25 protein-coding genes are annotated in these 25,123 nt (G+C 69.9%); 20 read left to right on the forward strand and 5 right to left on the reverse strand.

Features of this window, described 5'->3' with window-relative positions:
- Positions 1 to 35 precede the first annotated feature (35 nt).
- From ACIGQF_RS37240 to ACIGQF_RS37255, 4 genes are all read left to right on the forward strand, one after another.
- Positions 36 to 452, forward strand: coding sequence for an SRPBCC family protein (locus tag ACIGQF_RS37240; RefSeq protein ID WP_399720121.1), 417 nt, complete (start codon positions 36 to 38; stop codon positions 450 to 452).
- Positions 453 to 632: 180 nt separating this feature from the next.
- Positions 633 to 1,187 carry an ATP-binding protein gene (locus tag ACIGQF_RS37245; RefSeq protein ID WP_399720124.1) on the forward strand — a complete coding sequence of 185 codons (555 nt, stop codon included), beginning with the start codon at positions 633 to 635 and terminating at the stop codon, positions 1,185 to 1,187.
- Positions 1,188 to 1,497: 310 nt separating this feature from the next.
- Positions 1,498 to 4,068 carry a hypothetical protein gene (locus ACIGQF_RS37250; RefSeq protein WP_399720126.1) on the forward strand — a complete coding sequence of 857 codons (2,571 nt, stop codon included), beginning with the start codon at positions 1,498 to 1,500 and terminating at the stop codon, positions 4,066 to 4,068.
- Positions 4,069 to 4,260: 192 nt separating this feature from the next.
- The gene (locus tag ACIGQF_RS37255) at positions 4,261 to 5,148 is read left to right on the forward strand and encodes an alpha/beta fold hydrolase (protein ID WP_399720128.1); all 888 of its coding nucleotides are present in this window, start codon (positions 4,261 to 4,263) and stop codon (positions 5,146 to 5,148) included.
- Positions 5,149 to 5,190: 42 nt separating this feature from the next.
- Here the strand turns inward: ACIGQF_RS37255 and ACIGQF_RS37260 are convergent, their stop codons facing one another.
- Positions 5,191 to 6,081, reverse strand: coding sequence for a GNAT family N-acetyltransferase (locus ACIGQF_RS37260; protein WP_399720131.1), 891 nt, complete (start codon positions 6,079 to 6,081; stop codon positions 5,191 to 5,193).
- A gap of 181 nt (positions 6,082 to 6,262) precedes the next feature.
- On the opposite strand from ACIGQF_RS37260, the gene ACIGQF_RS37265 reads away from it, so the two are divergent.
- A complete protein-coding gene (locus tag ACIGQF_RS37265) occupies positions 6,263 to 6,388 on the forward strand; it encodes a hypothetical protein (protein ID WP_399720134.1) in 126 nt (41 codons plus the stop codon).
- 63 nt (positions 6,389 to 6,451) lie between these two features.
- On the opposite strand, the gene ACIGQF_RS37270 is transcribed toward ACIGQF_RS37265, so the two are convergent.
- Positions 6,452 to 6,955 (reverse strand): hypothetical protein, encoded by a 504-nt coding sequence (locus ACIGQF_RS37270; RefSeq protein WP_399720136.1) that lies wholly within the window; start codon positions 6,953 to 6,955, stop codon positions 6,452 to 6,454.
- Between the two features lie 62 nt (positions 6,956 to 7,017).
- On the opposite strand from ACIGQF_RS37270, the gene ACIGQF_RS37275 reads away from it, so the two are divergent.
- From ACIGQF_RS37275 to ACIGQF_RS37285, 3 genes are all read left to right on the forward strand, one after another.
- Positions 7,018 to 7,164, forward strand: coding sequence for a hypothetical protein (locus ACIGQF_RS37275; protein ID WP_399720139.1), 147 nt, complete (start codon positions 7,018 to 7,020; stop codon positions 7,162 to 7,164).
- Between the two features lie 75 nt (positions 7,165 to 7,239).
- On the forward strand, positions 7,240 to 7,653 hold the full coding sequence (locus ACIGQF_RS37280) for a hypothetical protein (RefSeq protein WP_399720142.1): 414 nt from the start codon (positions 7,240 to 7,242) through the stop codon (positions 7,651 to 7,653).
- Positions 7,654 to 7,904: 251 nt separating this feature from the next.
- On the forward strand, positions 7,905 to 8,189 hold the full coding sequence (locus ACIGQF_RS37285; protein ID WP_399720145.1) for an alpha/beta hydrolase fold domain-containing protein: 285 nt from the start codon (positions 7,905 to 7,907) through the stop codon (positions 8,187 to 8,189).
- Positions 8,190 to 8,265: 76 nt separating this feature from the next.
- Here the strand turns inward: ACIGQF_RS37285 and ACIGQF_RS37290 are convergent, their stop codons facing one another.
- A complete protein-coding gene (locus tag ACIGQF_RS37290) occupies positions 8,266 to 8,862 on the reverse strand; it encodes a TetR/AcrR family transcriptional regulator (RefSeq protein ID WP_399720148.1) in 597 nt (198 codons plus the stop codon).
- Between the two features lie 97 nt (positions 8,863 to 8,959).
- On the opposite strand from ACIGQF_RS37290, the gene ACIGQF_RS37295 reads away from it, so the two are divergent.
- The 8 genes from ACIGQF_RS37295 to ACIGQF_RS37330 all read left to right on the forward strand — a co-directional run bounded on the left by ACIGQF_RS37295 (position 8,960) and on the right by ACIGQF_RS37330 (position 15,924).
- Entirely contained in the window at positions 8,960 to 9,205 is a 246-nt protein-coding gene (locus ACIGQF_RS37295) for a hypothetical protein (protein ID WP_399720150.1), read from the forward strand.
- A gap of 166 nt (positions 9,206 to 9,371) precedes the next feature.
- Positions 9,372 to 10,250, forward strand: a complete 879-nt coding sequence (locus ACIGQF_RS37300; protein ID WP_399720153.1) for an alpha/beta fold hydrolase — start codon at positions 9,372 to 9,374, stop codon at positions 10,248 to 10,250.
- A 312-nt stretch (positions 10,251 to 10,562) separates the two neighbouring features.
- A complete protein-coding gene (locus ACIGQF_RS37305) occupies positions 10,563 to 12,593 on the forward strand; it encodes an ATP-binding protein (RefSeq protein WP_399720156.1) in 2,031 nt (676 codons plus the stop codon).
- Between the two features lie 171 nt (positions 12,594 to 12,764).
- The gene (locus ACIGQF_RS37310) at positions 12,765 to 13,457 is read left to right on the forward strand and encodes a hypothetical protein (RefSeq protein WP_399720158.1); all 693 of its coding nucleotides are present in this window, start codon (positions 12,765 to 12,767) and stop codon (positions 13,455 to 13,457) included.
- Between the two features lie 59 nt (positions 13,458 to 13,516).
- Positions 13,517 to 14,233 (forward strand): class I SAM-dependent methyltransferase, encoded by a 717-nt coding sequence (locus tag ACIGQF_RS37315; protein ID WP_399720161.1) that lies wholly within the window; start codon positions 13,517 to 13,519, stop codon positions 14,231 to 14,233.
- 317 nt (positions 14,234 to 14,550) lie between these two features.
- Positions 14,551 to 14,754 (forward strand): hypothetical protein, encoded by a 204-nt coding sequence (locus tag ACIGQF_RS37320; protein WP_399720163.1) that lies wholly within the window; start codon positions 14,551 to 14,553, stop codon positions 14,752 to 14,754.
- Between the two features lie 22 nt (positions 14,755 to 14,776).
- Positions 14,777 to 15,472 (forward strand): restriction endonuclease, encoded by a 696-nt coding sequence (locus ACIGQF_RS37325; RefSeq protein ID WP_399720166.1) that lies wholly within the window; start codon positions 14,777 to 14,779, stop codon positions 15,470 to 15,472.
- 248 nt (positions 15,473 to 15,720) lie between these two features.
- Entirely contained in the window at positions 15,721 to 15,924 is a 204-nt protein-coding gene (locus ACIGQF_RS37330; RefSeq protein ID WP_361550724.1) for a cold-shock protein, read from the forward strand.
- Positions 15,925 to 16,152: 228 nt separating this feature from the next.
- Here the strand turns inward: ACIGQF_RS37330 and ACIGQF_RS37335 are convergent, their stop codons facing one another.
- A complete protein-coding gene (locus tag ACIGQF_RS37335; protein ID WP_399720169.1) occupies positions 16,153 to 19,968 on the reverse strand; it encodes a hypothetical protein in 3,816 nt (1,271 codons plus the stop codon).
- A 207-nt stretch (positions 19,969 to 20,175) separates the two neighbouring features.
- On the opposite strand from ACIGQF_RS37335, the gene ACIGQF_RS37340 reads away from it, so the two are divergent.
- Positions 20,176 to 20,586, forward strand: coding sequence for a peptidase inhibitor family I36 protein (locus tag ACIGQF_RS37340; RefSeq protein ID WP_399720173.1), 411 nt, complete (start codon positions 20,176 to 20,178; stop codon positions 20,584 to 20,586).
- Positions 20,587 to 20,659: 73 nt separating this feature from the next.
- Positions 20,660 to 21,580 carry a hypothetical protein gene (locus ACIGQF_RS37345; RefSeq protein WP_399720176.1) on the forward strand — a complete coding sequence of 307 codons (921 nt, stop codon included), beginning with the start codon at positions 20,660 to 20,662 and terminating at the stop codon, positions 21,578 to 21,580.
- Positions 21,581 to 21,847: 267 nt separating this feature from the next.
- Here the strand turns inward: ACIGQF_RS37345 and ACIGQF_RS37350 are convergent, their stop codons facing one another.
- On the reverse strand, positions 21,848 to 22,360 hold the full coding sequence (locus ACIGQF_RS37350; protein ID WP_399720180.1) for a hypothetical protein: 513 nt from the start codon (positions 22,358 to 22,360) through the stop codon (positions 21,848 to 21,850).
- A gap of 379 nt (positions 22,361 to 22,739) precedes the next feature.
- On the opposite strand from ACIGQF_RS37350, the gene ACIGQF_RS37355 reads away from it, so the two are divergent.
- Together ACIGQF_RS37355 and ACIGQF_RS37360 are read left to right on the forward strand one after the other, a co-directional pair.
- Complete coding sequence (locus tag ACIGQF_RS37355) at positions 22,740 to 23,015, forward strand: hypothetical protein (RefSeq protein ID WP_399720183.1); 276 nt, start codon at positions 22,740 to 22,742, stop codon at positions 23,013 to 23,015.
- Between the two features lie 307 nt (positions 23,016 to 23,322).
- Complete coding sequence (locus ACIGQF_RS37360; RefSeq protein WP_399720185.1) at positions 23,323 to 24,252, forward strand: ADP-ribosylglycohydrolase family protein; 930 nt, start codon at positions 23,323 to 23,325, stop codon at positions 24,250 to 24,252.
- Positions 24,253 to 25,123: the final 871 nt, after the last annotated feature.

The following is a 25,123-nucleotide window of genomic DNA, read 5'->3' on the forward strand; positions in this document are numbered from 1 at the left end:
CCACCGCACCTGACCCACCACTGCAGGAGATACAGATGGCCACCACGACCACATCGATCGAAGTTCCGTGGCCCGCGGACCGCACCTGGCAGCTCATCGGCGGCTTCGACTCCCTCCCCGACTGGCTGCCCTACATCCGTACCAGCGAACTCAGCGAAGGCGGACGCGTCCGCAGCCTGACCAACGAGGACGGCGGGACGATTGTGGAACGCCTCCAGGCCTTCGACGACGCTGCGCGCACCTACTCCTACTCCATCCAGCAAGCCCCCTTCCCCGTCACCGACTACCTCTCCACCCTCACGGTGCACGAGCTTCCCGGCGGCGCCGGATCGCGGGTGGAGTGGCCGGGCAGCTTCACCCCGGCCGGAGTCAGTGACGACGAGGCCGTAGCGCTCTTCCACGGCATCTACAGCGACGGCCTGGCTGCGCTGCGGAAGACGGTTACGGCCTGAAAAACGGCCCCCGCGCGAGTGGCACAACCCAGCCCCTCGCGCGGGCCGGGAATCCCACCGTCCGGGGCCAGAAGGCCGGGGAGCCCCCGTCCAGGCGAAAGGTCATCGACACGCCGAAGCTGCACTGCATTTCCGCTACGCACATTCCTGTGGCCCTGTCCGGCGCTAGCGTCAGGTCTCATGATCGTATGGCTCAATGGCACTCACGGTGCAGGCAAGACGACGACCAGCGTGCTCGTGCAGCAACTCATCCCGGAGTCACGGGTGTTCGACGCCGAGAAGGTCGGTGAGGCGCTCATGGACATCACGCCGGGGCTGCCCGCTACGGACAACTTCCAGCACTGGCCGCCGTGGCGGCCACTCGTCGTCGAAACCGCCCGCCGCGTACTCGACTACGCCGGCGGCACTCTGGTGATGCCCATGACGGTCCTGGTCGAGCAGTACTGGCGCGAGATCAGCACGGGCCTCGCCCACCATGCCATTCCGGTGCAACACTTCGTTCTCCACGCCGACCAGGACACCCTCCGCAGGCGCATCGAGGGGGACACTGTCCTTGGCCCCTCCCCGTTCCGCCTCAAGTACCTCGAGCCCTACGCCGAGGCGGCTCGCACATGGCTGCACGCCGAGGCCGAGGTCGTCGACACCACGCACCTCACACCCGCTCAGGCCGCCCAGCAGATCGCAGAGGCCGCCTTGATGCCCCGACCTCGGGACGTCTCCTCCGGGAATTCATGACGGCTGGCAGGGGGCGGGAGCGGGGCCCCTACGCGTCGCCAGTGCGGTTGATGTGTGTTCACTGCTGAGGTTGGGGGGAGAAGGGGGGGCGAAGGCGGTGCTCGGGCTGCTACCGTGCCGCAGAGGTCAACATGACTCTTTGCCAAGGGTGTTGTGCTGATCGCGCGCTGGGGTGGGTGGGCTGGTGGGTGCACAGGGGAGTGCGGAGCGCCCGGAGCTGGGGCAGCATCGCCGTACCTACTGCCCGCCGCGCGTGGGACCTGCCCGACAGGCGCTCCAGCTACTGTCCTTGCTTCCCCTGACGGCTCTGGTGCTCCTGCTGGTGTCGGTGCTCGGTGGAATCCTTGGCCTGGCGCACGCCGTCACAGTCGCGGTGATGGTCGGCCTGGTGGTGCTGGCGCTGTCCGCTGTGAGGGTGCTGTGGTACCGAAAGCGCGCAAGGGAAATCCAGCTATACGAGCACGGCCTGGTCGCGGTCACGGCGGACGGCTCGGAGGTGGTCTATCCGTGGTCGTCGACACTGCTCTTCATCGATGGCTGGAACCGCTACAAGCTGGCCGATTCCCAGGGGACGGTCATCACGATAGGAGCGGTGGACCGCCCGCCGTTGCTGTTCGGGGAAAAGATCCGAGGAGTGCGTACCCGGACGGTGATCAGGGGTGCCCGGTTCCCTGAGGAGGGGGAGTGGGGTTCCGCGATCCGGCAGGGGGTCCGGGAGGCCCAGGGGCGATCGGCTGTCGCGACGATCCTGAGCGGCGGCGCAGTCGCTTTCGGGGATCTCGTGCTGCGGCAGGACGGGTTGGCCGTACGGCCCAGGTACGGCCGCGGCCAGGAACACTTCACTTCCTGGGAGGATGTCGGTTCGGTCGCGCTCACGGACGAGGGCGGTCTCGCCGTGGCCCCGCGAGGGAATGGCTTCCCGCCGCTGTGCGTAAGGCCTCTCTACCGAATACCCAACGTCGAGGTCTTCCTGGACGTCGCCCGCCGGCTGCACGAGCGCGGCGCACCGGCCGCACCGACTCCCGCCAATGACGAGGAGGAGAGCGACACCACCGCGCTGGTGGGGCTGTATGTCACCTTCGGACTGGCGGCCTGGGCGGCGTGGCGACTGGCCACGCGGAACGAGGTCGACGGTGTGGGGGACCTCCTGCTGGCCGTCCTCGCAGCAGTGCTGGGAGGAGTCATCGGCGCGGTTTTCGGGCTGGCCCTCGCGGCTGCGCCGCCAGTGGCGGGCAAGATGTTCCTCGGAGTGCTGATCCGCTGCACACGGCGTCGCCGGTACGCTGCGGCAGCCGCCCTCGTACTCGGTGCCGGCGGCCCGGTGCTGACGCTCAGCTTCTTCCTGCTCCGTGAGTTTCCCGCCCGGCTGATCCCGTTGGTGACGCTGCTCTTCTTCGGCGGCTGGACTCTGCTGCTCGCGGTGAAGCGGTGCAGCGAATCCGAGCGCTGGGCAGTGCGCCACCTTCCCGATCTCCCCGGAGCAGCGCTGTTCGCCCTTGCCGCCCAGCAACTCGTCAGCGGCGACGTACTGACCACAGGCCCGGCCGCCGGGCTGTTCTTCCCGCTGGCGAGCTGGCTGTCCTGGCGCGGCTGGCGGAAAATGAAGGACTCGACGCGGCTGACGGTGCAGGCGGCGGCCGACCTCGTCCTCTCCCTGCAACTCGGCCTGTTGCTTGCGTTGCTCGTGGTGTGGCTGGCCAACGTGCTGTCATTCTCACCGGCCCAAGTCGCGGTGGTACGCGGCGTGCTGGAACGCGTTCAGGGGCTGACCGAGGTGCACTGGCTGTACTGGCTGCTGGCCTACACCGTGCTGGCTCTCGGCAGCTTCGCCCTGTTGCGCTGGCCCGACCGTGTTGCGCGGGTCAGGCAGCGGCTCCAGCGCCTGCGTCCGGCCCGCTTCAGCGAAGCCCGATTGCCGCTGGGTGCCTTTCTCAACTTCGGTCGGCGCGCTCTCGGCGGGATCAACATCGGAATCATGGTCGTCCTGCTGTTCGCCGTCGTACTGGCTCCGGTCTCCGAGGGGACGTGGAAGAAGCCGGTGGCGCACAGGTACGCGCTCGAGGTGCAGCGTCAGCAGTTCGCCGAGGGTGCTGCTGACGCGTACGAGGAGATCCACCGGTACGTCACCACGCATCCCCGGGTCGCTGCCCGCCTGAGGGCTGTGGTGGTAGCCGTGAACCGGGTTGCTCCTTCGCGCCCCGGAGAGCCCGTGAACGAGACGGCTTTGGCGACCGCGCGGCAGGTCGGCCGGTTCCAGGCCGCTACGCTCGACCTCGACGACACGAGCCCGACGCAGTCCGCGGACACGCCGGACGACCTCGACGACACGAGCCGGACGCAGTCCGCGGACACGCCGGAGGGCGAGAACGTCGCGGGCCAGCTGGCGCAGCTCGACGAGAGTCAACAGCGCGCCGCAGAACGGGAGACACAGGCCGACCGATTCGCCGAGCTCGCCGCATTGGCAATCACCCGCACCTTCGACCTCCTCGACCTGGGAGACAACGAGGCCGTGCAGATCGTCAAGGAGTATCTGGGCGGGTTGGTGGAGGACGGCCCGGTGAAGAAGATCTTCCTCCGGTGGGGCGAGCGGGTCGGCCGGCCGCCACCCGACGGGGACCGGCTCATCCGCATCGATGTCAGGAACCTGGCTTCGGTGGCATACAGCAGGACACAGCAGGCGGTGGAGCGTGCCGACGCCGACCTGCTCGCCTTCTACGGCCGCTACGGATTCGGCGGTTCTACCGAGGAACCCTCGATGGCCCAGGTGGCCGACCTCGCGAACGAGCACCGGCATCTCCAGCCTGGCGCCGGGCCGTGCCCCGGGTGCGCGACCTCCGGGGACGGCGGCCGAAATCCGGGCGGGGGAGGACGCCGCAGCTGAGCCGTTGAGGCGATAGGAATGTAGTGGGCCTGAGGGTGTGTTCGGGCAAGAGCGCCCGTCGGCCACCCGCCCGTCAGTCTCCAGAGTCTTTACGCGCGCAGATCAACACAAGGCGGCGGGCCCGGGCCGATCGATGTCCAGCCAGACGTCCAGCCAGATGTGCAGTCAGACGTGCAGATGGAGGAGCGATCCGTGAGGAAGACCGAGCAGACCGTCGAGATCCCGCACCTCGGCGGGTCGACCATCGGGTACACCTTCGGCAGGCCGTACGATCCCGCGCTCCCGACGCTGGTACTGATCAACTCGTACACCACCTCGGCCGAGCTGTACCGGCCGCAGTTCGCCGACCCGGCGCTCGGGTCCGCGGTCAACCTGCTCGCCCTGGAGCCCTACGGGCACGGCCGTACGAGGGCTTCGTACCCCCATTTCACCTACTGGGACAGCGCAATCGCCCACCTGCAGGCGCTCGCGGCCCTCAGGATTCCCGAGGCCTTCGTACTGGGGACTTCGCAGGGCGGCTGGGTGGCGGCACGCATGGCGCTGCTCGCCCCGGACACCGTGAAGGGGCTCATCACGCTCGGTACGTCGATGGACTTCGAGAGTCCGCGCAGCCGCGATCTGGGGTGCTGGGACGGAGTCGGGTTCAACACGCCGCTCGTCGACGCCCTCGCCGACCCGGTCGGCGAGGACTGGGTGGTGCCGGACGAGGTCGTGGACGCCGTCTTCGACACGGCAATGGGCGGCGTCTCGGCCGAGGAACGCGAGTTCTGGCTCACCACCTACCGTGCGAACTACGCCGGCGACGCGGGCCGTCACCGTCTGCGCCTCAGCACTGTGAACTTGCGGGACCGCGACGGGCTCCACGGCAGGCTGGACGAGGTCCGCAGCCCCATTTTGTGGCTGCACGGCACCGCGGACCAGGTGTACTCCGTGGCGAACGCCCAGGAGGAGATCCGGATGTTCACCCGTTCCCCCGAGGCGTGTCTGGAAGTCGTCGAGGGCGGGCAGCACTTCCTGAGCGCCTCGCACCCCGAGGAGGTCAACTCGGCGGCGATCGATTTCGTGAAGCGCTGGGTCTAAGCAGGGCCGGGGTCGGGGACGGGGGCCGACGCACCGCTGCCACTAGCTGGTCGAGAAGTCGTACACCGCCCAGTCGGTGAGTGTGCGGTAGCCGAGGCGCTGGTAGAGGGCGTTGCTGGCGGGGTTGGACAGGTCCGCGAACAGGACGACGTCGCTCGCGCCGGCGGCCACCGCGGCCCGGCTCACCTCCGCCGTCACGGCCCCCGCATAGCGGCGACCGCGCAGGTGGGCCGGGGTATAGACGATGTCCACCTGCACCTGGCCGCCGATCATCGGGTTCATTCCCGCGATGGAGACGGGGGTGCCCTCCGGGGCCTCCCAAAGCGTGTAGCGCTTGTCGGCGAAGCGCGTCTCGGCCCAGGAATCGGCGTCTATGGTGACCGGCTCCCCGACGGCTTTGGCGAACTCGCCGCACCAGAACATCGCTTGCTCGAGATCCTGCTCGCCCAGGACGCGGCCCCGGCCCGCCGGCATCGGCTCCGGTGGCGTGAGCGTGCCGAGGCGGTACAGACGGAGCCGCGTGTCGCGGAGCTTCGGCATCGCCCCGGTGTGCCGCTGCCAGGCCTCGGCGAATGCGGTGGCTGTGCTGTGGTCCGCACTGACACGGGTGAGGGAGTGGCCGAGGGCGTCCAGATGAGCGGCGAGGGAATTGGCCTGCTCGGGCGTGAGCGGGGAGAGGCCCAGCGCGCGGGGCGGCAGGCGGTAGAAGGTGGCGCAGACCTCGCCTGCTTGCTCCAGCAGGCCGAAGACGGGGACATCGACGGAGTCGTCGACGGGCGCTTCGGTGCCGAATGACTCCGCTCCACGCGTTCGCACTCGCTCGGCCCACGTCAGCTGCATGACGTGCAGGCCGGGCCGCGAGCGCAGGAAGCCACCGGCTCGGGCGAGGAATTCGTCGACGTCTGCGGTGAGGTACCAGCCATTCGGGCGCATGCTGCATGATCCCGCATACGGCAGAGGCACGTGGGCGCGAAATCCGGTCCCTTCCGCGTGGAGGGGGTTAGGGGGCATCGTCCGCCGTTCGAGTGTGGAACGTCCCCTGGGGGATTTCGGCGAAGAGAGCATGGCTTCAACACTTCGTCAGAACCATCGCCACGAAAAGGCAGGCACAGCCATGTCAGTTGACGATAACCCGGAGAACCCGTTCACGCTCAGCCCCGATGAGCTCGCCAGGCTGGAGTCGATCCGCGAGGCGCTGGTGGACCCGTCCCCGCGCCGGATCGGCCGCCGAAACCAGTAGGGCCGGGCCGAGACCTACGAGGTCTACGCGGAGATCGCCCAGTACGCGGAGGTCTCGATCACCTTATCGGACGGGACGGTGCTCGACGCGGGGCTGAGTATCCCGCGTAACCTCGCCCCCGGGCAGACCTGCCCGGCGATCGTCCTGCCCGCTCCGCTGATCAATATCGGGCGCCGGGACGAGCCTGCTGGCGGCCGCGAGGGATCCGCGGATCAAGGCCGTCGCGGGCACCAGCGCCTGCGAGACGTCTTCGCCTCGCTCTACGAGAACGGCACCCGCCACCTCAAGGCCTTCGAGGCGCTCGTGCAGCTCTTCGGCGAGGACCGGTGCTCGAAGGAGTTCCGCGAGATCATTCAGAAGATTCGCAGCAACCCCATCGACGATGAGGTCAGGGAGTCCGCCCGGGTACGGCCGCCCAAGCACTACCTGAACGCGTACAACGACGCCGCGACACCGATCCTGCTGACCACCGCCTGGCACGAGACGATCTTCTCGGTGCCGGCCGTCGTCGACCTCTTCACCCACCTGACGGGGCCCAAGTCGCTGCTCGTTCAGGTCGGCGATCACGGCAACGGCGAACTCCCGGGCCTGGCCGGCCTCGTCTCCAAGCCCACCGAGATGGCCTACCGGTGGATGGACCACCACTCGACGCCGACACCATGTTCGCCGAGCTCGCCGCGAAGACTGGGCCGGAGTACTGGTCCGCGGACGGCGTACACCCGACGCCGGCCGGTCACGCCGCACTCGCGGCGGCCTGGTTGCGCCTGGTCGCGTGACCGGACGCGGTGCTTCGCGACAATCCGCCGCGGATGGGCGGGAAGCCGCGTAGCGCTGGACCGGATCCCGTTTAGGTGTCGAGCGGCCTTAGCGGCAAGTCGTTGCCTCCTCGCCACCAACGCCCTGGCCGCGGCATTACCCGGCGCGCCACCGCCGAGGAGGTCCTCGACAGCGGCGTGGCGCTCATCGGGGTGGGAACCGCCCTCGCCGTCACCCCCGACCTGTCCGACCGATGGCGGCAGGGCCACGAGGCCGACCGGCGACTGCGGCCGGTGACCTGGTCCCACAAGGCGCTGGCTTCGGCCGCCGGCATGGCACAGGTCCGACACCAACTGCGTCGTATCGCTCGCGGCAACCAGCCGCAGCCCGGTACGCACCCCGCGCGCGCCCTGCTGTGCGAGCAACTCCAGGAGCGCCGGGCACTGCGCCGCTACCGCGCTTGGCTGCCCACCTCCCGGGAGAGCGCGGTCGCCAGCCGGGCCGCTTGATCGCCGCACGGGCCGGTACGTAGCAACCCACCGGCCCGTGCCCGTGCCCGTGCCCGTACCGGCACCGGTGTCGGCGGGAGTCCCGTCGCAGGTTGCGGTATCCGGAGGTGACAGGACGGTGGGGCCAGGGGGAGCTGCCGGCAGGTACCGGTCCCGCGTCCGCCGGCCCCAGTGAGAGGGGAGGGCACACGCCCGCTGCCGGTTACGCGCCCCGGACGGGGACGCCGGGCAGTGGGGCACGGCCCGGGCGCGTGTACGATCCGCCGCCGGAGACGAAGTACCCCACCCAGGTGGAACAGATCTACGCCGTGGGGCAGTGGGGCGCGCGGCACGGCTCGGCGCCGAACACGGCCTGGACGCCTCGCGTGTCGGCCGTCACCGGCGAATCGGCCGGCGGCTGCATGCCAACGGTATTCGCGCTGATGAACAAGGAACGCGGCGGGATCGACCTCAAGTGCTATTGGTGCGTTGGTCTTCACTCGCAGGTAAGGCCAAGACCACGGCGTGCGGGGACCAACGAGTGGGCCCAACGCTGACTCCCACGTCCGCCCCGCCCCCACATGGGGAAACTTCACCAATACTACGGTCCAGCGGGATCGCTTATTGGTCTTGTCAGCGGGGCCGGAGGGTGTTGATTCGCCTGGTGAGCGCGGTGCGGGCGGTATCGGGAGTGTGGTGTCCGAGGAGGAGCTGGACGTTGAGTCCATCGGTGAGGGTGAGCAGTGCATCCGCCTCGGCGTCGATGTCGAGGTCGGGGCGGGCCTGGCCTCGGTCGTGGGCGGTGCGGAGGAGGAGGGTGAGGAGGTCGGTCAGGGCGGCGTACTGCTCGCGGTGAAGGGCGGCCAGTTGGGGGTGGTGGACCGCCTGCGCGGTGAACGCCAGCCAGACTCGGGTTTCGGCTTGGCTCGGTGCGTCGAGGGCCAGGATTCCGGCGAGGGTGTGCTCGAGCGTCTCCATGGCCGCCTCGGGGTCGGCGGGGTCCGGCAGTGCGGCGCGTATGCGCTGACTGACCTGGCGGTTCATGTGGTCCATGACGAATACGACCATCTCCTCCTTGGTGGAGAAGCAGCGCTGGACGGCGCCCAGAGAGACGCCGGCTCGGGTGGCGGCCTCGCGCAGGGTGGCGCCCTCCATGCCGCGTTCGCTGATCAGGTCGAAGACCGCGCGGGCGATCTGGCGGCGTCGGCTGTCGTGGTGCGCGTGTGGCATGCAGGGAGTCTAATCGATACATGCGTATCGGCTCTGTGGTACGTTACCGATACGTTTGTATCGGCCGGTGGTGAGCCACCGTAAGGGGGAAGAACGCATGTCAAGTAAGCGATCGAACTCCGCGTTCCAGAACGGCCTTTGGGCGCTGGGCGCGCTGTTGTCGGTGCAGGGTTTCGGGTCGGCCGTAACCGAAGCGCGGTGGGGTACCAGCTTCGGGGTGGCGGGTCTGCTGCGTGCGGCCGGGCTACCGCAGTGGACCGATATTGCGCTCGGGGCTGTCGGTCTCGCCCTGCTGCTCTGCGCGGCGGCTCGGTACGGGGTACGGAGGCGGGCCGGTGTCTGAGTCTGCGAAGAGCCAGCACCGCGTGGACTGGCTCAAGCGTCGGTGCTTCTCCTATCGGCCTGGTCGGCGCGCTGTGCTGCGAGCGGCAGTGCTGGCCGGCGCGGGTGGGGCGGGGGCTCTGGCGGCGGGTGCATCTGGCGCCTCGGGCACCTTGGAGGCTCGGGCGGTGGGCGCTCGTGCCACTCCCGCCGCGGCCGGTGGGCGCGACCGGGGGCAGCCGACGTTCGTGATGGTGCACGGCGCGAACGGCAACGCCGCCTCGTTTGCTCCCCTGATCACCGCCCTGGCCGCGGACGGCCATCGTGCGATGGCGGTTGACCTGCCCGGTCACGGTCCGGACGGCAACTTCCCGCCCTCCTACCAGGCGCCACAGGACCTGGCAGGGTTCGCCACGGCTCCCTCGACGGTGCTGTCCGCCACAACGCTGGCCGACAACGCCCGGCACGTCGTCCGCGTGGTCCGTCGCGCGGCCCGCAACGGACCCGTCATCCTCGTGGGGCACAGCATGGGCGGCGCCACGATCACCCAGGTGGCGAACCGGGTGCCCGAACTGATCGAGCGTCTGGTGTATCTCTCGGCGTTCTGCTGTGTCCGACTGCGCAGCGTTCTGGACTGCTATCTGACGCCCGAGGGCGCCTCGACACTGCTGCCTGGCATTCCCAGTGTGAAGGTGCCCGAAGGCTGGGGCATCAGCCGTACCAACTGGCGCTCGGCCGATCCCGAATTCCTCGCCGCGGCCAAGGCAGCGCTGGCCGCCGACTACAGTGACGCGGCCTTCTTGGCTGCGTTGAATACCTTCGAGCCGGATGAGGCGGCCGCGGTCTCCACCGACGACGCCCGCGGCCACCGGGCGGCCTGGGGCCGGATCCCGCGCACCTACGTCCGCTACACCCAAGACCGGGCCATCCCTCTCGCCCTGCAGGACCGCATGATCGCCGAAGCGGATGAGGCGACCCCCGGCAACCGCTTTGACGTGTGTTCCCTGCACGCCCCTCACCTGGGCCCCGAAGACCCACGGCACCTGGCCTCGGTGCTTACCGCGTAGTACTGACTCCCGCGGTTCCTACCGCACAGTACTGAACTCCCGCCGGGGCGGTCGTCCTTGTCCGCCCCGGCCCGCGGTCGGTGGATGGTGTGAGGTTGCGGACTGGGTGTGGGCGTAGTTCTTTGGAGGGAAGCCGGGGGCGGTCTGGCGTGCAGGGAACATCGGGGCGGTGAGGCACGCAGGGCGGGGTGGAGGTGATGGTGAGGTCGTGGTCGTTGTCGTAGGCGTGCGCCGGCCGTTGCTGGACCGTGGCCGGGCTGGGGGTCGGAGGTGGTGCGTGGGGGTGGGGAGGTGTGGGGGCAGACTGTGCGGATGCACGGATTCCTGCCCGAGGAGCACAGCAGTTTCGTCGGCCGTGACAAGGAGTTGGCCCTTGCGCGGGACCTGGTCAGGGCCGGGAGGCTGACCACGATCACGGGGATGGGGGGTGTGGGCAAATCGCGGTTGGCGCTGCGCGTGGCCCAGCAGGTGGCCGAGGAATTCCCCGACGGAGTGTGGTGGGCGGATCTGTCGATGCTGCAGACGGACCGGCTCCTGGTCAATGTCGTCGCGGACGCCGTGGACCTGTCCGACCACACTCCCCGTATGCCGATCGACTCGCTGTGCGAATGGCTGGCCGGCAAGCGCCTCCTGCTGGTGCTGGACGGCTGCGAGCACCTCATCGGCGCGTGCACCGAACTTGTCGCGGATCTGCTCACCACCGTCTGTGACCTCACCGTCCTGGCCACCAGCAGACAGGCCATGCGTATGAGGGCGGAGGAAGTGCTGCCGCTGGAGCCCTTTGCGGCCGACGGTTCCGAGTCCCTGCAGCTGTTCGCCGACCGGATGACGGGCGGCCGATGCTCGCTGGACCCGGCAGAGGAGGCGGCTGCCCTGGGTATCTGCCACCGCCTGGAAGGCATCCCCCTGGCCCTGGAACTGGCCGCGGCGCAGGTGCCCCAGCACGGCCTGGACGGCGTGAGGACCAGGCTGGCCTCCCGCTTCGAGACGCTGGAGAGCAGTGAACACGCATGGCCGCTACGTCAGCAGGCGCTGCGGACGACGGTGGGATGGAGCCAAGAACTGTGCCGGCCCTTGGAGCGCCTGCTGTGGGCTCGCCTGTCGGTCTTCCGCGAGAGCTTTGACCTGGCGGCAGCGATCGGGGTCTGCGCGGCGGGGCCGCTGGGGGAGCAGCACATCGCCGCAGCCCTGCAGGCACTGGCGGAGCAGTCGGTGGTGCAGCGCAGCGGCGACCGTTACCGCATGCTGGAGACGATCCGGGAGTACGGCGCCGCCTGGCTGCACGAACTGGGCGAGGAAGGTGCGGCGGCCGACCGCCACGCCCGATGGTGCCTGCGCCTGGCCGGGCAGGCCCGCGCCGACTGGTTCAGCGCCCGCCAGCTGTACTGGTACGCCCGCCTCGCCGAGTCGCACAGCGACCTGTGCGCGGCCATGGAACACCTGCTGGCCACCGATCCTGACCGTGCGGTCGAGCTGATCGGCTCGGTGGGTTTCTTCTGGGTGTGCTGCGGACATCTGCACAGCGCGCGCACCTACCTCGAACAGGTACTGGCCCGCTGCGTGACGCCGGCCCCGCACCACGCGAGCGCCCTGTGGTCCTTGGGCGTGGCGCTCACCCTGCAGGGGGAGTACGAGGAAGCGGAGCGGGTCAGTGCACGCTGCACAGCCCATGCCTCCCAGCACGGCCGTGAGGAAGACCGCCTGGACGCCGCCTACCTCGCCGGATTGCTCGCACTGCTCACCGGCCGCCCCGGAGACGCGGCGGTGCTCGCGGACGGGGCAACGGGCCGGGCATCGGGCGGGGCGGATTGCGAGGCGTCCTCGGGGGCCTGGTTTCGCTGCCGCCTGGTGTCGGTCTTCGCCCTGACCAGCATGGGTGAACTCGCAGCAGCACAGGACCTGGCCCATTCCTTGCGGCAACGCTGCGTGGAAGAGGGGGAGTTCTGGACGCGCGCCTACCTGAGTTACCAGCTTGCCCTCATCGCCCTGCTCCAGGGCGAGCCCGGAGAGGCGGCCGGCCACGCCAGAGCGATGCTGGTCGGCAAGCGGGGCCTCGGCGACAGCTTCGGCGTGGCGCTGGGCCTGGATCTGCTCGCCGCTGCCTTGGCCGCGCAGGCGAGGGGGGAAGAGGCGGCGTTCGTCTCCGGCACGGGCGAGGCGTACTGGCGATCCACCGGCCATCCGCAGCGCGGCATGCCGGAACTGGGCGCGATGCGCGACGAATGCGAACGCGCAGCCCGCGCGGCGGCAGGCGACCACCACTATGAGCAGGCCTTCGACCAGGGCCGCGCCGGCGACCCTGCCCGGAGCCTGGCACGCGCCTTGGAGTACGTAGAGGGCTGAGGAAGCGAAGTCCGACCCGGTGCGGCTGGGCCTGCTGCGCCGGGGGAGGGGTCCTCCTCCAGCGCACACCCCCCCCAGTCGGCGCCGCCCTGGCTCTCTCTCCCATATTCATGTTGCTGAGGACGGATAACAAGACTGCAATTTCTCCGCCGAAACCCTGACCATATGGACATGACCTCCGTCTTCTCGGATGCTGGGACTGCTCGCGTCCTCAAAGACCGACTCGCACACGTACGCTGGATCGCCGGCGGCACAGGCGCCGGCAAAAGCACACTGACTCAAGCACTGGCCGACCGGTATGACGTAGCGGTCTACCAGGGGGATCGCGCAGAACACGGCTGGCTGGAGCGGTGCACTCCACAACGCCACCCGCACCTTGCCGGCCTGCGGGGCCTGCCGCCCGGGGCGATGTGGCGCGGCCGCACCCCCGACCAGGTGTTCCAGGCCATGCCAAGCCTGCACGGCGAGACGGTCGGCTTCCTCGTAGACGATCTGCTCGCCAAATCCGACGAGCGCATCATCCTGGTCGACTACTTCGGCATTCTGCCTGACCACCTGGCACCGCTGCTGCGCCGACCCGACCAGGCCGTCTTCCTCCTGCCTACCGCCGAATTCAGGGAGAACGCACTCGCAGCCCGTTACGCGGACCCCGCTCGTGCCCGGGCCACTTGGGGCACCGAGCAGCCGGCAAGTGCAGTGGCGAAACGTCTGCTCCGCGATGCTCTCTGGGACGAGGAGGTCCGGAGGCAGGCCCTTGCCCGCGGTCTCGATACGGTCGTGATCGACGGGTCCGTTCCCGTCTCCGACCTGGCTGAGCGCAACGCCACCCGCTTCGGGCTTCGACGAGCTACGGCGCCGGGATGAAGCACAGATGGGGGGGCGGGCCATGGAACACCGAGCAGCGGACGAAGGAGCGTGCACTGATGAACTCGAACGCATACCCGGACGGAGCCGAGGACGGTTGGCTGGCGGCGGTGGCCGCCGTACGCCGCGATCTCGCCGAACACGGACCACCACGAACGCCGCACGGCGCTCCGGACTTCCCCACGGTCACGTTGCCGGAGCGCGACTGCGATCGGGTACGTGACCTCTTGGTGGAAGAGCACGTTGGCACGGTCGTCGAGGTCGGGCTGGCCTATGCCCGCTCGGCGCTGGCGATCGGCGAGGCATTGCTGCGCGCCGGTACGCGGACCCCACGGCACGTGGTGATCGACCCGTTCCAGAACACGGCGTACGACGGTGTGGGGTGGGAGCTGCTGCGCAGCGCCGGCCTGGACGACGTCGCTGAGTTGGTGACCGAGCCGTCACAGCGGTTCCTTCCTCGATTGGCCGATGCGGGATTCGCCGCGGACGCGGCGTTCGTCGACGGCAGTCACCACTTCCACAACGTCTTCGTCGACCTCGTGTTCCTGGGCGAGATCGTCCGGCCCGGAGGCGTCGTGCTGCTCGACGATGTCTGCTGGCCCTCGGTCGGGGCCGCTGCGGCGTACTTCGAGACCAACCTGGGGTGGCGCCCGATGCCGGACGCCCTGACGGGCGGGACGACGGACCCGGCCAGTGGTCGGCCTCGAACCCGCGCCTACCGGCTGCCGGAGCCGCGCCCGACGCCGGACTTCAAGGAGTTCCGCCCGTTCTGCTGATGCACGCCTGAATCGCCGCCGAGCCACCGACGGGCCGGTCTCACCGAGCAGCCCTGCGAATGCCAAGAACCTCGCTCGGCCGCGGTTCGCGCCGGACGCAGGGGCAGACGCGGGCGGTCGTGTTCTGCCGGTGCTGGGGCGGACGAAGCAGCCATCCGACGCTGCGCCCGGCTGGAAGTGATCGAGCCAGGGGAGGCTTTTTGCCATTGTGACGGGAAGCGGCCACCTCCTCGTCCATGCCGCGTTACACCAGAGGTCGTAGTGCTGCTGTCGGTTCGTGACGCGGCAGGTGCTGGAGAGGCTTGAGGGGGATTCAGGTGCTGACGATCAATGTGGCGGTGCTGCCGGCCGTCATCGTGCGGCTGCGGCGCCGCACGGAGGCGCGGAGCCGGTTCGACGAGAAGCTGACCGTCGTCATCGTCCTCGCCTTGGGAATCGTCCTTGCTCCGACCGCCTTGGGCCAGGGGATCCTGGATGGGCTGACCCAGCTGGCCTCCGGCATTTCCCAGGCCAGCCGGTGAACACCCCCATGGAGAACCGGCGATGACGGCCAGGCGCCCGCCGGCGCGGCGGCGGCCTGCCCGGACCGGCAGGCGGCGGCGCAAGAACGACCTGACCGGCCTGGCAGTGGCGGGGGTCATAGGACTGGTACTGCTGGGGGCCGTGGTCGACTGGCTGCTGCTCCACTGGTGGATCCTCCTCCTCGGTGGCGTCCTCGCGGCGCTGGCGGGCGCCGGTCGGGTCTACCAGCAGCAGCAAAGAGCCCGGTGGGAAGCGGTGCGAGCACAGGGGCTGCGCTTCGGTATGCCGCAGCTGGATGCGCTGCACCACAGCCGGTTCGAAGAGGCGGTGCGGGATCTGATGCGCCGGGACGGCTGCCGGGACGCGGTCCGGGTGGGCGGCGGGGGCGACCTCGGGGCGGACGTGAAGGCCACCGATCCTTTCGGGCGGCGCTGGGTGATCCAGTGCAAGCACCGGCGCAAGGGCCTGTCCGGCTCCGCGGTCGGTACGCCGGACCTGCAGGTGCTCAACGGCACCGCCCGCCAGGTCCACGGCGCCGATGTCGCGGTGATCGTGACCAACGGCCGGGTGACCGCGCCGGCTGTGACCTTCGCCCGGCAGCAGCGGCTGCACGTAGTGGACCGGCACACCCTGGCCGTGTGGGCAGCCGGCTCCCAGCCGTTGTGGGAGCTGCTGCGCGCCGTCCCGCCGCCGCGCAGGCCGACGTCGCTGTCCTGAGCGCCCTTGCTGCCGATTGCCATGGCCATTGCCGTTGCCGTTGCCGTTTGCCGGGTGGGTAGCAGTGGTTGTTGTTGGCTGAAGATCGTCGCTGTCTGGTGGTAGGGGGTTTCGGCGTGTAGCGTCGGCGTCAGCTGTCGTGGTCCTGCCCGTGCTCCGGCGCGGGCGTCTTGGTGTGTGGTGCCGGACCAGGGCGATCACCTCCGGGCCGCGCGGTGCGGACCCGACAACGATGGAAAGGCACGAGCATGGCAAGCGGAACCGTGAAGTGGTTCAACTCTGAAAAGGGCTTCGGCTTCATCGCGCAGGACGGCGGGGGTCCGGACGTCTTTGCGCACTACTCCAACATCAACGCCACCGGCTTCCGCGAGCTGCAGGAGGGCCAGGCCGTGACCTTCGAGGTCACCCAGGGCCAGAAGGGCCCCCAGGCGGAGAACATCACCCTCGCGTGAGCATGCCTGACCGCGCCTGACCGCGCCTGACAGTAACCGGTCCACGGAGCCTTCCAGAGCTCGTGGACCGGTTCTGTGTTTCTGCCTTTCTGTACCGCATTGGCGTGCTTGCCCGGTGTTCCGGGTTGCCCCCGCTCCGGGGCGGGCCGCGCACGAGCGGGTGACCCCGATGGCGGTCGGCACCTCGGTCCGGTCCGGCCTGCTGATGTCGCCCGGCGCCGGGCGACATCAGCGTTTGCAGGCGGGATTGGGTGGGTTGTGGGGGAGGTAGGTGGCGCGTTCCTGTGGTGTGAGGTCGCGTCCGAGGGCGGTGCAGATGTGGCGGACTGCTGCCGTGGCGGTCGGGAGGGCCACCGTCCAGAGGTGAACGGTCTTTCCGTCGACGGCGGCGAGGGTGTGACCGTCGGGGCTGAAAGCCAGGGGGCCGTACGCGCGGGAGGTAACGGCGATGGTCTGACGGGTGTGACCGGTGCGGGTGTCCCACAGGCGAATGGTGCCGTCCGCGCTGCTGGTGGCCAGGGTGCGGCCGTCGGGGGTGAAGACCGCGGCATCGACGCTGTCCTTGTGGCCGGTGAGAGTGGTGCGGGCGCGGCCGGTGGCTGGGTTGCGGAGGGTGATGGCGCCTGATTGGTCGGCGGTGGCCAGGGTGTGCCCGTCCGGGCTGTAGGCCACGGCGGTCACGGCTTCGTCGCTGTGGCTGGTGGCGATTGTGCGGTTGTGGCCGGTGCGGGTGTTCCACAGGCGAATGGTGCCGTCCTGGTCGCCGGTGACCAGGGTGTGCTGAGTGGGATTGAAGGCAGCTGTGGTGACCTCGCTGCGGTGGCCGGTGAGGATGGTGCGCGTCCGGCCGGTGCGTGGGTCCCACAAGCGCACCCGAGAGCCGAAGGAGCCACCGGCGATGGCCAGGGTGCGCCCGTCAGGGGTGATGGCCAAGGGGCTGAAAAAGCTGTCGGCCGGTCCGGTGCGCGTCAGGCGGACGCGTCCGGTCCTGGCGTCGGTGATGCGCACGGTGGTTCGGCGGTCTCCTTCGCTGCTGCCGGCGGTGGTCAGGGTGCGGCCGTCGCGGCTGAAGTGCACCAGATTCACCGCGGTTTTGGAGCCGGTGAGGGTGGTGCGGGTGCGGCCGGTGGCCGTAGCTGACAGTCGCGTGGTGCCGTCCGCACTGCCGGTGACCAGGGTCTGCCCGCCGGGGCTGAAGGCCAGCGCGCCGACGTCCCGGTGGTGGCGGGGGAGGGTGCGGCCGGTGCGGGTGTCCCAGAGCCGGGCCGTGGTGCCGCCGCCAGTGGCCAAGATGTGTCGGCGGGGGCTGAAGGCGAGTGAGCCGACGCGGCCGGTGTGCCCGACCAGCGTTGTGCGGGCGCGGCCGCTGTCGGAGTCCCACAGGTGCACCGGGCCGTAGCCGCCGGTGGCCAGGGTTTCTCCGCCCGGGCTGAAGGCCAGCGCCGTGATCTCGCCGGGGTGGGGACCGGTGAAGGTGATACGGGATTGGCCGGTGCGTATGTTCCACAGGCGCACTCTGCCCTCGTTGCTGCCGGTCGCCAGGGTGCGCCCGTCAGGGCTGAAGACCAGTGCGGACACGTCTTCGTGGCGGTCGGCGAGGGTGGTGCGCGTAGTACCGGTGGTGGCGTCCCACAGCCGTACCCTGTTGTCGAAGTCCGTGGTGGCCAGGGTGTTTCCGTCGGGGCTGAAGGCGAGCGAGGCGACCTGGTGGCCGGTGAGGGTGGCCTGTCGGCGGCCGGTTTCGATATTCCACAGGTGCACCGTGCCCGAGCCGTCTCCGGTGGCCACGGTGCGCCCGTCGGGGCTGAAGAACACCGCTCCCACGTCTTCATGGGCGGTGAGGGCTGTGGCGTGCACACGGCCGGTGTGGGGGTTCCCCCGCCAGATGGCGCCGTCGGCGCCGCCGATCAGGAGGGTATGTCCGTCCGGGCTGAACGCTACGGACATCACGTTGCCCTTGTGGCCGGTGAGAATGGTGCGAAGTCGGCCGGTGGCAGCGTTCCACAGGCGCACCGTGCCGCTCCAGCCGGCCGTGGCCAGGGTGCGGCCGTCCGGGCTGTAGGCCACGGCGACACCGGTGAGGCCGTCGGCGGCCGGGCCGGTGGCGGCCAGGCGGTGCCGCAGGGGGAGGTGCGCTGCCTTGTAGAGGCTGGTGGTGGCTTCGGCGGTGGGGCTGGTGCGGTAGGCGTGGACGGCGAGCAGGGCGGCGAGGTCGGGGCGGGTACCAAGGAGGGTGTCGGAGCGGCCGGCGAGCTGGCGGGACTGGGCCTGGTGTTGGGCGGCGAGGGCGGCACGGCGTTGGCTCTGGGCGTCGTTGCGTTGCCGGTAGGCGGTGACGGCGGCGAGGAGGGCGAGGACGAGGAGGGTGGCCAGGGTCGTGGTGAGGAAGCGGGCGCGCCGGGTGCGGCGGTGCTCGGCGCGGGCGCTGTGGGCGAGGAAGTCGCGTTCGAGCGTGTTCAGCGTGGTGTGGTCCCGGTGCCGCGTCCACGCTTGGGCGGTGGCCAGCTGGGTGCCCCGGTACAGGGCGGCGCTCTCGCGGTGCAGTTCCTGCCACGTAGCGGCTGCGGCGGTCAGGCGGCGGTGGGTGTGCAGGGACGCGCGGTCCTCCTCCAGCCAGCGGCCCAGGCGCGGCCAGGCGCGGATCACTGCCTCGTGGGCGACCTCGACAGTGCCGTCGGCGAGTACCAGGACGCGCCGGTCGGCCAGGCGTTGCAGCAGCGCTTCGGTCTCACCCGGTGTTGCCAGGCCGTCCAGCTCGCTGCGGGCCAGCCGGCGGCGGGTGTCCTCGGTGCCCTCGCCGAGCGCCGTCAGGCGCAGGAACAGCTGTTGCATGATCTGCTGCTGGGGGCCGGTGGCCTCGTGGTAGAGCCGTTCGCAGGTCTGGGCCACCGCGCCGCGCATGCCGCCCGCCTCTTGGTAGTCGGCCAGGTGCAGGGCAGCTCCGTGGTGCCGGGTCCATGCCTCGCGCAGCGCGTGGGCGACCAGGGGCAGGGCGCCGGGCTGGTCGGCGGCTTCACCGAGCACCACCTGCAGCAGGTCGCCGTCCACACTCACCCCCGCGCGGGCTGCGGGGGCGGTGATGATGTCCGCCAGTTCCTCCCGGGTCGGTGGTCCCACCGGCAGGTGGGCGGCCGTGCGCGCGACCGCGGCGAAGCCGGGGTGGGCCAGGCAGCGGGAGTAGAAGTCGGCGCGCACCCCGAGGAGTAGGTGTGCCCGACCGCCGGCGCTCTGGACGAGGTCGGCCAGCGCGGCCAGGAAGGCCCTGCGCTCCTCCTCCGGCGCGCCCGAGGTGTAGAGCTCTTCGAACTGGTCGACCACGAGCAGGGCCCGGGTGGTCTCGGGTCGCCCGGCCAGCCAGGTACGCAACGCCAGATCCAATGCGCCCGGCTCCTTGGCGAGCCGTGCCCGCAGCGCGTCGGCGTCGGCATCGGCATCGATGACAGGGGCCACCGCGCCGGCCATCTCCTCCAGCGGCCGTGTCCCGGGAGTCAGTAGAACGGTTTGCCACCGCTGATCCAGACCGGCGAGCAGCCCGGCCCGGATCAGCGAGGACTTGCCACTGCCCGAGGCGCCCAGGACCACCGTCAGCGGCCCCCGTTCCACGCAGCGGGCCAATTCCTTGGTCAGCACGTCGCGGCCGAAGAACACCTCGGCGTCCTCCGGCCCGAACGCCGCCAGCCCGGGGTAGGGGCAGGGGGCGCACGTGGCCCGGCCGCCGCCCGTCTGCTCCCGTGCCGCGGCCGCAGCCGCCTGCCAGCGCCGCTCCCAGTCCGCCCGCGTCCCTCCGCAGGCCTGGGCATAGGCCAGCAGGACCTCCAGGGAGGGCAGCCGCTCGCCCTTCGCCGCCTCCGCCAACGTGCTGGCGGAGTAGTGCGCCGTCCGTGCCAGTGCCCGGTAACTCGGCGATCCCGCCTCCTCCCGCAAGCGGCGCAGCTCCCACGCCAGCCGTTCCACCGGCCCGGCCGCGGGATCCACCGGCTTCTCCGGCCGGCCAAGCCGTGCCTTGCGTGGCCTGCTTGATCCGTTCTGGCTGTCCCCCGTCACGCACACTCCTCAGTCGCTTCAGCGCAGTTGGTCACTCAGCGCGATTTCCTCATGGGCCACACAAGCACCCGACAATCACATTGTTCGCTTTGTTTGTCCCCTGTCACCAGCGCTTTCGGACAAGTGCCCGCCCCGACAAGTTGGTGGCACCGAGGCGGCGCAGCTCCGCCCGGCACCGTCAGATCACTCAGACGTAAGGACCCACTTATGAAGCGCAAGACCGTCACCGCGATCGGCATCGCCGCCCTGTGCGCCGGTGGCCTGCTCACGCCGGCCGCCACCGCAGTCGCCGCGGTCCCCACCGCCCCGACCGCTGCCACCGCCCCCGCGCCGCTCGCGGCCGCGAAGTTCACCCTCTACCGACACGATGACTTCAAGGGCGGCCACTGCTCGGTCACCAAGAGCGACAAGGACCTGCGGAACAACGACTGGATCGGCGCCAAGAACTCCTGCAACAACGGCGCCAGCTCCATGAAGAACAAGACCGGGCACGAGGTCGTCCTCTACGACGGCAAGGGCTACACCGGCCGTACCTACTACGCCAAGCCGCACTCCGAGGACAGCGACCTGACCAACAACGGGTTCGACAACAAGGCCAGCGCCATCCGGTTCCGCTAGCAGCACCGCTCGTACGGGCCGCCGCCGACGCACCGCCGGCGGTGGCCCGTACGGCCACCGTCTGGAAGAAGCCATGCCCCTCCCACACACCCGCCGCCCGGCACTCGCCCTTCCCCTTCTGCTGGCGGGAGCCTGCGCGCTGCCTGCCGCACCCGCGCCAAGCCACGAGGACCGGCCGCCTCCCACGCCCACGCAGCAGGTCCGCAGTCTGGTGCTCCCCTTCGACGCTTACCAGCTCTCCCTCGCCGAGTACTACACCCTCTCCGCCGCCCGGGACCGGCTGATCCGCACCTGCCTGGGACGCCTCGGCGGCGAATGGCCCGTGATCGACCGCCCTGCCAGGGCAGTGGACTGGAAGAACCGCCGCCGCTACGGAGTCATCGAAACCGACGTGGCCGCCCGCTTCGGCTACCACGCTCCCCAGAACCTCCTGAGCCCCTACCCGGCGGTGGTCCAGCGCGAGGAGCAACGCGAGGCGGCCCTGTCACCCCGGGCCCGAAAGGCGGCCCTTGACCCACGCCACGGATGCGCGCTCACGGCCGACCGCCAACTCTTGCGCGGCGGGGACGCCGACGAGCGAAAACTCCACACCCTGGACGCCACCGCCTTCAAACAGTCCCGGTCGGACCCCTCCGTGAAGAAGGCCCAACAGGCATGGCGCACCTGCATGCGCGAGGAGCACCACCCCTACACCAGCCCGGAAGCAGCCGTGAACGACGCCCGCTGGTGGAAGGAGGACACCGCAGCCGGCGCCTCGGAGGAGACAAATAACACCTCAGCCGACGCCTCGGGCGAGGAGATCGCCACGGCCAAGGCCGACGTCCGCTGCAAGCAGCGCACCGCTTTCGCCCGGACCTGGTTCACCGCGGAGAAGACCCTGCAGGAGAAGTCCGTCCGTGAGCACGCCCACTACTTCCACGGGCTGAAGACCGCCAAGCTCCGCCAACTGCGCACCGCACGTGCGGTCCTGAAGGCTGAGGGAGCCCGGGGGTAGGCAGGATCGCTGCAGGCTATAGGCAGGAGGGTAGGCCTGGTGCGGCGCAGCCGGGCAGCCAGCCAGCCCACCATCGTCGGCCTGCACGACGACAGTCAGCCTCTCCTCCCCGCCGAGATGGCCCCCTGCACGCCGGAGCGATGGTGGTTGCACATCATGGCGTGCGGTCCCGCTGGATGTGTGCGGTACCTCGCCCTGGCTGCCAGGGCGAGGTACCGCACGCGCGCATGTGCACACGTCATGACGTGGCGTGCAAGTGGTTGCGCATCACTGCTGGGGGAGTTCGGTGACGTACTTGTCGGAGCTGCCCCAGCCGGTGGTGGGGAAGTCGCTCTGCTTGAGCTGCACTTCGTTGCCGACCTCGGTCAGGACGAAGCGCTTGGCGAAGATGACTTCGTCTGCGCAGGGGCCGCCCAGGACCTGGTGCGGGGGGCCGCACTGCTTGAGCTTCATGGTGAGGTCGATGACCCGCTCGTTGCCGGTGGTGCTGATGTGCTTCAGCTCGCCGTAGATGTCCTTGTTGAACAGCGTCCCCTCGAACGACAACTCCTTTGCTGCCTCGGTGATGTTCCAGGCGGAGGGTGCTTGGTCGGGGCATGCGGCGATGCGTACCGAGTACTTCGCGAAGGTCGGGTCGTCGGGGTCCACCTGCTGGTTGACCCACTTGCTCTTGATGTAGAAGTCCTTGGTCTCCGGCTGTACGCAGGCCCCCGGAGCGGCGGATGCGGCCGGGGCCGTGGCGGTGGTTCCCGCGGCCAGGCCGGTCAGGGCTGTAGCCACTACGGCTACGGACCGCAGTCGTGCAATGCGCATGAAATCCCCCAGGACGGAAGTGTTCCCGCACCGAATGTGGGTGGGGCGGTGTGTCGCTTGAGTCTTTCCCAGCCTCGCTGTGAGGGAGAAGAGAAAACTGATGCGAACCCCCGGCGGATTGATAACCGGACCTGTATGGCACCGGCGGCCTTACTCCTCAACAGCTCCCGCAGTTTCCCGCCGCTGCCCAAGAGGGTTCCCTTTGCCGGTGGGTGTCGCAGGCCTGGGGGACTCGGGAGCGAAGTGGACCTTGCCCTTCCTGGTACCGGGGCGCTCGGTGGCCAGGCCGAACTGACTGTCGCGCGGGGCCTTCACGTGCCGTGACATCGGGGAGTCGGTTGAAAGCATGCTGCGCACGGCTATCGGAGAACAGGGACATGAGCGTGTCACCTTCGCGGCAACCAACCGTATCGGTGGTGCGTGCAGCCTCACCGTGACGCATGCGGCAGGCGGGCCCAGCGCCCATCTGCACGACGCGCGGGCTTCCGCGGTGCTCCTGCGCTATCCGCAGGCGATGCCCTACCGCGTGAGCCACCCCAATATCTTCGGCGGCACGATCGCCGGACTCCTCGCCGCCGTCATTCTCATCGGCGCGATCGCCCTGACGACGCTGAACCCGTAGCCCCTGCGTCCGCGCCGCGGCCCGCCCCAGGACGGCGAGGTCCTCTTCGTCGTCTCCGACGGCAGCCCGATGGACACCCCCTTCGCCCACCTCGCTGACGATCGTCACTACCACGACCACCGTCTGCGTGACGTGGTCCCCCCGGAGCCCGACACCGAGATCCACGACCTCGGCCCGGCCCTCGACCTGACTCCGCACTGCCGCCCGCTCTTGCCTCCTCGACCTCCCACCCAACACCGGAAATGGGCTGTTCCATGCGGTGCGGGGGTTGCCCGGAGCCTGAGCGCCGACCGCTATCCTGCCCGGCATGGATCGCAGAGAGCGGGCCGCCGGCGTCGTCATTGGCTCGGCGGTGGGTGACGCCCTCGGCGCACCGTTCGAGTTTGGCCCTGAAGGGGCGTTCTCCGCCCGATTTCCCGTGCCGGGTGTGGGCGGTGAGATGTGCGGCGGCGGTGGCTGGGACCCGGGCGAGGCCACGGACGACACGCAGATGGCCGTCCTCGTCGCGGAGTCGCTGCTGGAGCGGGACGGCCTGGACCCGGGGGACGTCTTCGTGCGGTTCCAGCGGTGGTCGGCCGGCGAGCCCAAGGACATCGGGCTGCAGACCGAGGATGTGCTGACCAACGGGCTGCCCTGGGATCGGGCCGCCGCGTACCACTTCCAGGTCAATGAGCGGGCCGCGGGCAACGGTGCGCTGATGCGGGCGAGCACCTCGGCCGTCCGCTTCGCGGGGGCGGGACAGCAGGCGACCATGGACGCCGCCCGCGGCATCGCAGCCCTCACCCACGGGGACCGCGCAGCTTGGGAAGGCACCGCCGTCTTCCACGAACATGTCCGGGTCGCACTGGACGGCGCCGACCCCCTGGCCGCCCTGCCCGGGGTGGTCGGGCTCGTCCATCCCGACCACCGCCGACGGTACGCGGTGGTGCTGGCGACCGACTGGCACCCCGCTGACGCCACCGAGTTCAACGGTGCTGTCTGGCCGTGCCTGGGCTCCGCCATCTGGGCACTGCGGACGACGACCGGCTATGAGGAAGCCGTGCGAGCAGCGATTGATCTGGGTGGCGACACGGACACCGTCGCCGCAGTCACCGGCGGCCTTGCGGGAGCCTGTTACGGGGTCGGGGCGATTCCCGACCGCTGGACCGAACCTCTGCACGTGCCGCTGCCAGGTTTCGGCGAGCGGGTGCTGCGTCTGCCGGAGCTGCTCGGACTGGCCCACCGGCTCGACAGCTGACCGACCGGGCGGAAACTGAGACGGTCAGGGCCTCTTCCAGCAACCCAAGTTACGGCCCCCGGGGCGATGGCGCTGAGGGCGGGGGGCGAAACCGAGCCGGGCCTGGGAAAGCCTCCCATCCCGTCTCGCAGTGACGGCCGCCCCGTCTCGTAGTGACGGCCACCGCGTCCCGCAGTGACGGGCGCCGACCGGGAGACACCGAACGACTGGTCACGTACGAGGCTGGCCCACGCCCCGAAACCATCCCACCGGCCCCCACCGTGTGTGTGGTCAGGCATGCCGGGGCCCGGGAGGACGAGACCGCTGGATGCTGCAGCGACATCATTGCCCGCTGCCAGGCTCACTGCCTTGAGTGCCGCGGGGCTGCCTCACGGGGTGAGGCGAGCGGCAGTCAGAGGACTGTGGTGTGCAGCCGTAGCGAGACCTGGGAGGAGGGTGGGAAGGTGTCGCTGTGGCCGCGGACGGTGATGCTTACGATGTTGGCGTGCCAGGTGTGCGGTTGTGGGCGGCTGCCGGGGCGGGCAGTGTCGTAGAGGTCGTGCGCGACGTCGAGTGAGTCGTTGCGTTGCGAGGCCTGCGCAGTTGCAGCGTGTGGGTGGTGTGGCAGTTGTGGAGCGGGCCGCTGCCACTGCAGTTGCCCGCGGACTGGGTTTGCCCAGGATGCGGGCGGCCTCGCGGCCGATGCAGCCGTCGGCGAGCCAGTCCGATTCGTTGGTGGGGATGGTCGGTGCGGGGCAGCCGGGGGCCTGCTGGTCGGCCGCCGTGTCCTTGTAGGAATCGGCCGTCCACTACGTTCCCGCAATGACCCCGGCGCTCGCGGCGAGCATCACGAGGCCCCGCAGCCATAGCGGCAGACGCTGGGCGAGCAGGG

The organism is Streptomyces sp. NPDC053560 (assembly GCF_044544605.1).
Taxonomy (GTDB): domain Bacteria; phylum Actinomycetota; class Actinomycetes; order Streptomycetales; family Streptomycetaceae; genus Streptomyces.

Excerpts from the sequence above, each read along its gene's own strand:
- ACIGQF_RS37315 (WP_399720161.1), top strand. The coding sequence starts at position 13,517 with ATGAACTCGAACGCATACCCGGACGGAGCCGAGGACGGTTGGCTGGCG.
- ACIGQF_RS37340 (WP_399720173.1), top strand. The coding sequence starts at position 20,176 with ATGAAGCGCAAGACCGTCACCGCGATCGGCATCGCCGCCCTGTGCGCC.
- ACIGQF_RS37360 (WP_399720185.1), top strand. The coding sequence starts at position 23,323 with ATGGATCGCAGAGAGCGGGCCGCCGGCGTCGTCATTGGCTCGGCGGTG.
- ACIGQF_RS37290 (WP_399720148.1), bottom strand. The coding sequence starts at position 8,862 with ATGCCACACGCGCACCACGACAGCCGACGCCGCCAGATCGCCCGCGCG.
- ACIGQF_RS37345 (WP_399720176.1), top strand. The coding sequence starts at position 20,660 with ATGCCCCTCCCACACACCCGCCGCCCGGCACTCGCCCTTCCCCTTCTG.
- ACIGQF_RS37330 (WP_361550724.1), top strand. The coding sequence starts at position 15,721 with ATGGCAAGCGGAACCGTGAAGTGGTTCAACTCTGAAAAGGGCTTCGGC.
- ACIGQF_RS37260 (WP_399720131.1), bottom strand. The coding sequence starts at position 6,081 with ATGCGCCCGAATGGCTGGTACCTCACCGCAGACGTCGACGAATTCCTC.
- ACIGQF_RS37305 (WP_399720156.1), top strand. The coding sequence starts at position 10,563 with ATGCACGGATTCCTGCCCGAGGAGCACAGCAGTTTCGTCGGCCGTGAC.
- ACIGQF_RS37245 (WP_399720124.1), top strand. The coding sequence starts at position 633 with ATGATCGTATGGCTCAATGGCACTCACGGTGCAGGCAAGACGACGACC.
- ACIGQF_RS37240 (WP_399720121.1), top strand. The coding sequence starts at position 36 with ATGGCCACCACGACCACATCGATCGAAGTTCCGTGGCCCGCGGACCGC.
- ACIGQF_RS37295 (WP_399720150.1), top strand. The coding sequence starts at position 8,960 with ATGTCAAGTAAGCGATCGAACTCCGCGTTCCAGAACGGCCTTTGGGCG.
- ACIGQF_RS37325 (WP_399720166.1), top strand. The coding sequence starts at position 14,777 with ATGACGGCCAGGCGCCCGCCGGCGCGGCGGCGGCCTGCCCGGACCGGC.
- ACIGQF_RS37265 (WP_399720134.1), top strand. The coding sequence starts at position 6,263 with ATGTCAGTTGACGATAACCCGGAGAACCCGTTCACGCTCAGCCCCGAT.
- ACIGQF_RS37310 (WP_399720158.1), top strand. The coding sequence starts at position 12,765 with ATGACCTCCGTCTTCTCGGATGCTGGGACTGCTCGCGTCCTCAAAGAC.
- ACIGQF_RS37355 (WP_399720183.1), top strand. The coding sequence starts at position 22,740 with ATGCTGCGCACGGCTATCGGAGAACAGGGACATGAGCGTGTCACCTTC.